Below are 6,000 nucleotides of genomic sequence, written 5' to 3'. Positions count from 1 at the left end.
CGTTCGGCCAGCGTGGTTTAACGGGGCGCCTAGGATCAAAAGCAGATCAAGATCAAGAGCGGCTCGCTTCGCATCGTGGTTACGGTTGGGCGCTACAGAGTTGTGAAGATATCTATGGCCATCGGGGGCAAGCCCCCTCCCACATTTTAATCTGCGTTTAGTTGGGTAATTGAGTGGACCAACACATCGATGTCCTGCGCTGACGTCACCAGCCCCGGCGTCACTCGAATACAGGTGCCAAACGCCGCGCCTGAGCGGGTCGTGGTGAACACGTCGTGCTCCTTGAGCATGCGGTCAACCATCACCTGCTGATCGCGTCCAATGAACTTGAATGCGGTAATCGCGCAATACAGCCTCGGATCATCCGGGGTCAGCACCTCAATGCCCGGCAACTCGCGCACCTGGCTCACCCACATGTCCCGCAGATGGTTGACCCGGGCACCCTTGGCCGCCGCGCCGCCCAGTTCCCGATGTTCTTCAAGCACCAGTGGCAAGCTCATCAGTGCCGGAAAGTTCGGTGTGCTGTAGGACGTACGTGCCCGCACATCCGTGGCGGGGTAGTGGAATTCGCCCATGTCCGGGTCGATATCCGGCAGGCGTTCGGGGGCAATGTAGAGAAAGCCCAGGGTCAGCGGTGCGCCAATCCATTTGTGCAGGTTGAAGCCGGCGAACTGAATGCCCAGTTCGCCAAGGTCGAAATCGATCTGGCCCAGGGCGTGGGCGCCGTCGAGGATCACGTCGACTCCCTGGTCACGTGCAGCCTTGGCAATCGCCGCCACCGGCATCACCAGGCCGGTACGGTGGGTGACATGGGTCAGCGCCATCAGCTTGAGGCGCGGGTGTTGATCGAAGGCGTCGCGATACGTCTGCACCAGGCTGTCGAAGCTGGCCGGGTGGGTGTGGGAAATTTCGATCACTTCAACACCGCGCACGCCCGCCAGCCAGCGCATCGCGCCTTTGACTGTGTCGTACTCCAGATCACTGATCAGCACCTGATCGCCCGGTTGCAGGCGGTTGTAGTTGCGGATCAGCGACTGCAAGGCTTCGGTGGCGTTGCGGGTGAAGGCCACCGAGTCGGGGTCGGCATTGATCAACGCGGCCAGTTGGCGGCGAATCTGGTTATTTTCCCCTTGCTCGAAGCGCTGACGCACATACACCGAGTTGCTGCGGTTGATAAACGCCACGTGCTCCAGGTACTGCGCCTGGACTGCACGGCTCATGCGCCCGAAGTAACCGTTTTCCAGATTGATCGGGCCCGGTTCCAGCGCATAGCGCTGGGCGATGGCCTGCCAGTGAGGTTCGTTGTTTGCATTCCTTGGCATGGTGTGGCGCTCAATTAATTAATGGCGAGGGGCGGGCTTACCGTGTTTAACGCGCAACGGTTCGAGCAATTCGGCCAGGCCGTTGTGGTCGATTTCCTGCATCAGTGCCAGCAAGCCGCCCAGTTCTCCGTAGGGAAATCCCTCGCGAGCGAACCAGTTCAGGTAGGGGCCGGGCAGGTCGGCGATGATCCGGCCCTTGTATTTGCCAAACGGCATTTGGCGGGTGATCAGCAATTCGAGTTTTTCGGGGTTCATGGTGTTAAGCAGTGAAGGCGGGGTCTTCGAAAATACAGGCATTCTGCATGAAGGCCAAATGACAGATCATGCAAATAACATACATACAGATGGTTCAATTATTCGTAACTTATTGAATTTATTAACAAAAGTAATTTTTCAAGACCTGGCACGGGCGCTGCAATCATTAAGGCAACCTTCATCAATCCACACAAGGAATTGAAAAATGACTGACATCAACAAAGAATCGATCTCTGTACTCAACGACCTGATCGAGACCAGCATCGATGGTCAGAAAGGTTTCAAAGAGTGCGCAGAAGACATCAAGCACCCTGAACTCAAAGCGCTGTTCGCCAAGCGCTCTGTTGATTGCGGCACTGCTGCCGCCGAGCTGAAAACCGCCGTACGTGCCCTGGGTGGCGATCCGGAAGATTCCGGCAGCGTGGCCGGTGCCCTGCATCGCGGTTGGGTTGACGTGAAGTCCATGGTGACCGGCAAGGACGAAGAGTCCGTGCTGAACGAAGCCGAGCGCGGTGAAGACCACGCACTGAAGGCTTATAAGGAAGCGATCGAGAAGATCAATAAGCACAACCTGCTGGGCATTCGTGACCTGGTTGAGCGTCAGTATCACGGCGTGCAACGTAACCACGACCAAGTCAAAGCCTTGCGTAACCAGGCTCGCGCCCAGTCGTAAGCCCTGTGCTGTAAGGCTGTAAAATGTGGGAGGGGGCTTGCCCCCGATAGCGGTGGATCAGTCGATAGCTCTATGACTGACACACTGCAATCGGGAGCAGGCCCCCTCCCGCTTTGCTTTCGTCTACCTGTCAGCCGATGCTGATCGGCGGCAGTTCGGTCAGCGTTACAACCTGCTGCTTACGCGGCGCAAGGATCTCCGCTTCGCCATCCACGACCAGTTCATCACGCTGGTTGAACACGCGAGTGGCAATGCGTACCCGGAACTTGGGCAGTTTTTCCAGAATTTCCAGGCGCACCGTCAGGGTGTCGCCGATTTTGACCGGCTTCTGAAAGCTCATCTGCTGGCCGATATAAATCGTGCCCGGCCCAGGCAATTCGCAGGCAACCGCCGCACTGATCAGCGCGCCGCTGAACATGCCGTGGGCGATACGCTCCTTGAACATGGTTGCCTTGGCATATTCGGCATCCAGGTGCACCGGGTTGTGATCGCCGGACATGGCGGCGAACAGCTGGATATCGCGTTCTTCGACGGTCTTGCTGAAGCTGGCGGTCTGGCCGACTTCAAGGGCCTCGTAGGGGGTGTTGGTTACCTGGGTCATCTAAACGTGCATCCTGTGGCTAATCGATAATTTAATCGGCTGATTTTAAACGCAAAGTCATTCGCAGCGGGTGGGCCTGCGCAATGCCTGAGTGTGCTCGAGCCACGTCAGGACATCCGCGGTGACGTCGTCGCGGTTGGTTTCGTTGAACACCTCATGACGCGCCTGCGGGTAGAGTGTCAATTGCAGGTGCTGGCAGCCGGCCTCACGCAGGGCGCGGGCCAGGCTCTTGAGACGCTTGCCTTCACTCACCGGATCACATTCACCGCCGATCAGCAGAATCGGCAGGCCCGGATCGATCTGCGCGAGATTGGACGCTTTGCTGATGTGCTGCAAGCCGCCGAGCAGGTCGACCCACAGTTGATTGGTGCAGCGAAAACCGCATAGCGGGTCATGGATGTACTTGTCGACTTCAAGCGGGTCGCGGCTGAGCCAGTCGAAGGCGGTGCGATTGGGTTTGAACGCCTTGTTGAATGAACCGAATGACAGAAAATCAATCAACCCACTGCGCCCGCGCAGGCCCTGGCGCGCGCGCTCGATACGTGCAATCAGCCGCGCTGCGCGATACAGCGCCACCGGCTGGAAATTCGAACCGCTCAGAATGGCGCCGTGCAAGCTGGCGCTGTGGTGCAGCAGGTACGCCTGGGCGATATAGCTGCCCATGCTGTGGCCCAGCAAGATGATCGGCAGCCCCGGATGCTGCTGGCCGATGTGCTGGTTGAGGCTGGCCAGGTCTCCCACCACCTTGTTCCAGCCATCGTTCTCGGCATACAGCCCCAGGGTGCCCTCGTCGGCGGTGCGGCCATGCCCGCGTTGGTCCAGCGCATATAAACCGTAGCCGGCGCCGCACAACGCCTGGGCCAGGCGTGCATAGCGGCCGCTGTGCTCGGCCATGCCGTGGGACAGCATCACCACGGCCTTGGGGAGCGCGTCAGGCATCCATTGATTGACGAACAGCCGGCTGTGGTCATTCGCGGTCAGCCAGAAAGTGCTGTGGTTCATGGCGGTTCCTTTGCTCAGGGTCGTTGCAGTGTATAGCTCATCTGCCCGAGGGCGGGGTATCTGCCTGCGCCTTAGCGACAAGATTCATACAATCAATGACACAGTTCAGCGTATTTGCCTGTTTGGCCATTACTGCTAACGTCCTCAAAGCTCCGCTCTTTGTAGCTGCATAGAAAAGCGGCCGGACCTGTTCAGGTAAAGAGGACAAGAATAATGCAACCTGATTTCTGGAATGACAAACGCGCCGCGGGCGTTCCCAATGACATTGATCTGACCAGCTACACATCGGTGATCGAAGTTTTCGAGCGCTCCTGCAAGACCTTTGCCGACCGTCCGGCGTTCAGCAACATGGGCATTACCCTGACCTACGCCGAGCTTGAGCGCCACAGCGCGGCGTTCGCCGGTTACTTGCAACAGCACACCGACCTCAAGCCCGGCGAGCGCATCGCGGTGCAGATGCCCAATGTGTTGCATTACCCGATTGCCGTTTTTGGCGCACTGCGCGCTGGGCTGATCGTTGTCAATACGAACCCCTTGTACACCCCGCGTGAAATGCGCCACCAGTTCAAGGACGCCGGCGTGCGCGCGCTGGTCTATCTCAATCTGTTCGGTTCGCGGGTTCAGGAGGTGTGTGCCGATACCGAGATCGACTACCTGATCGAAGCCCGGATGGGCGACTTCATGCCCGCCGCCAAGGGCTGGCTGGTCAACACAGTGGTCGATAAGGTGAAGAAGATGGTCCCGGCCTACCACCTGCCGCGTGCGCTGTCGTTCAAGCGCGCCCTGCGCATGGGCGGCGGCCTCGGCGTGACCCGCCATCCGGTGACCCTCGACGACATCGCTGTGCTGCAATACACCGGTGGCACCACGGGCCTGGCCAAGGGCGCGATGCTCACCCACGGCAACCTGGTGGCGAACATGCAGCAGGTGCGGGCGTGCATGTCCCAGACCGGCGACGATGGTCACCCGCTGGTCAAGGAAGGGCAGGAGGTGATGATTGCGCCGCTGCCGCTGTACCACATCTATGCATTCACCGCGAACTGCATGTGCATGATGGTATCCGGCAACCACAACGTGCTGATCACCAACCCGCGGGACATTGGCGGCTTCATCAAGGAGCTGAAGAAGTGGCGTTTCACCGGGTTGCTGGGGCTCAACACGTTGTTTGTGGCGCTGATGGACCACCCGGACTTCAAGCACCTGGACTTTTCCCATCTGAAGCTGACCAACTCCGGCGGCACGGCGTTGATCAAGGCCACCGCCGAGCGCTGGCAGCACATCACCGGTTGTGCGATCGGCGAGGGCTACGGCCTGACCGAAACCTCGCCGGTGGCCAGCACCAACCCGTATGGCAATAAGTCGCGACTGGGCACCGTCGGCATTCCGGTGCCGGCCACGGCCATGAAAGTGATCGATGACGAGGGCACCGAGCTGCCGCTGGGCGAGCGCGGTGAGCTGTGCATCAAGGGCCCGCAGGTGATGAAGGGCTATTGGCAGCAACCGCAGGCCACCGCCGAAGCGCTGGACGCCGAAGGCTGGTTCAAGACCGGCGATATCGCGGTGATCGATGCCGACGGTTTTATCCGTATTGTGGACCGTAAGAAAGACCTGATTATCGTGTCGGGCTTCAACGTGTACCCCAACGAAATCGAGGACGTGGTGATGGCGCATCCGGCCGTGGCCAACTGTGCGGTGATCGGCGTGCCGGACGAGCGTACCGGGGAGGCGGTGAAGCTGTTTGTGGTGGCGCGTGCCGAGGGGGTGAGCGTTGAGGAGTTGAAGGCGTACTGCAAGACCAATTTCACCGGGTACAAGGTGCCCAAGCATATTGTGCTCAGGGATTCGCTGCCGATGACGCCGGTAGGCAAGATTCTGCGCCGGGAGCTGCGCGACATCGCCTGAACCTTGAATTGAAATGCAATTAAAAATGTGGGAGGGGGCTAGCCCCCGATAGCAGTGGTTCAGTCAACACATTGAGTGACTGACACACCGCCATCGGGGGCAAGCCCCCTCCCACATGTGTTATTTGTCGCCCGGTATGGCTCATTCCAGAGCGGATTCCAGAGGTATAGAATCTTTGCTCTAAAAATGACCACTGGATATTCTTGAGTCATGTTTATGACTGTAGGGCCCTCTTTTGGCTCTAG

Annotated in this window: 6 protein-coding genes; 2 read left to right on the top strand and 4 right to left on the bottom strand. The window is 59.0% G+C overall.

Annotated features, from left to right (window positions below):
* Nucleotides 1-146: 146 nt before the first annotated feature.
* Complete coding sequence (locus BFP93_RS22815) at nucleotides 147-1,322, bottom strand: aminotransferase class V-fold PLP-dependent enzyme (protein WP_065895036.1); 1,176 nt, start codon at nucleotides 1,320-1,322, stop codon at nucleotides 147-149.
* An 18-nt stretch (nucleotides 1,323-1,340) separates the two neighbouring features.
* On the bottom strand, nucleotides 1,341-1,577 hold the full coding sequence (locus BFP93_RS22810; RefSeq protein WP_065895142.1) for a DUF3820 family protein: 237 nt from the start codon (nucleotides 1,575-1,577) through the stop codon (nucleotides 1,341-1,343).
* A 205-nt stretch (nucleotides 1,578-1,782) separates the two neighbouring features.
* Here BFP93_RS22810 and BFP93_RS22805 point away from each other — a divergent pair, with 205 nt between their 5' ends.
* Nucleotides 1,783-2,250, top strand: coding sequence for a ferritin-like domain-containing protein (locus tag BFP93_RS22805; RefSeq protein ID WP_065895035.1), 468 nt, complete (start codon nucleotides 1,783-1,785; stop codon nucleotides 2,248-2,250).
* Nucleotides 2,251-2,380: 130 nt separating this feature from the next.
* On the opposite strand, the gene BFP93_RS22800 is transcribed toward BFP93_RS22805, so the two are convergent.
* On the bottom strand, nucleotides 2,381-2,851 hold the full coding sequence (locus tag BFP93_RS22800) for a MaoC family dehydratase (RefSeq protein WP_034115694.1): 471 nt from the start codon (nucleotides 2,849-2,851) through the stop codon (nucleotides 2,381-2,383).
* A gap of 57 nt (nucleotides 2,852-2,908) precedes the next feature.
* Entirely contained in the window at nucleotides 2,909-3,853 is a 945-nt protein-coding gene (locus BFP93_RS22795) for an alpha/beta hydrolase (protein ID WP_065895034.1), read from the bottom strand.
* Nucleotides 3,854-4,066: 213 nt separating this feature from the next.
* Here BFP93_RS22795 and fadD2 point away from each other — a divergent pair, with 213 nt between their 5' ends.
* The gene (gene fadD2 / locus BFP93_RS22790) at nucleotides 4,067-5,755 is read left to right on the top strand and encodes a long-chain-fatty-acid--CoA ligase FadD2 (protein WP_065895033.1); all 1,689 of its coding nucleotides are present in this window, start codon (nucleotides 4,067-4,069) and stop codon (nucleotides 5,753-5,755) included.
* The last annotated feature ends 245 nt before the right edge of the window (nucleotides 5,756-6,000 follow it).

This window comes from Pseudomonas sp. 44 R 15, from assembly GCF_900004965.1.
GTDB classification, from domain to species: domain Bacteria; phylum Pseudomonadota; class Gammaproteobacteria; order Pseudomonadales; family Pseudomonadaceae; genus Aquipseudomonas; species Aquipseudomonas orientalis_A.
The sequence above is the reverse complement of the archived record's forward strand: the minus strand, read 5'-3'. Positions and strand labels throughout refer to the sequence as shown.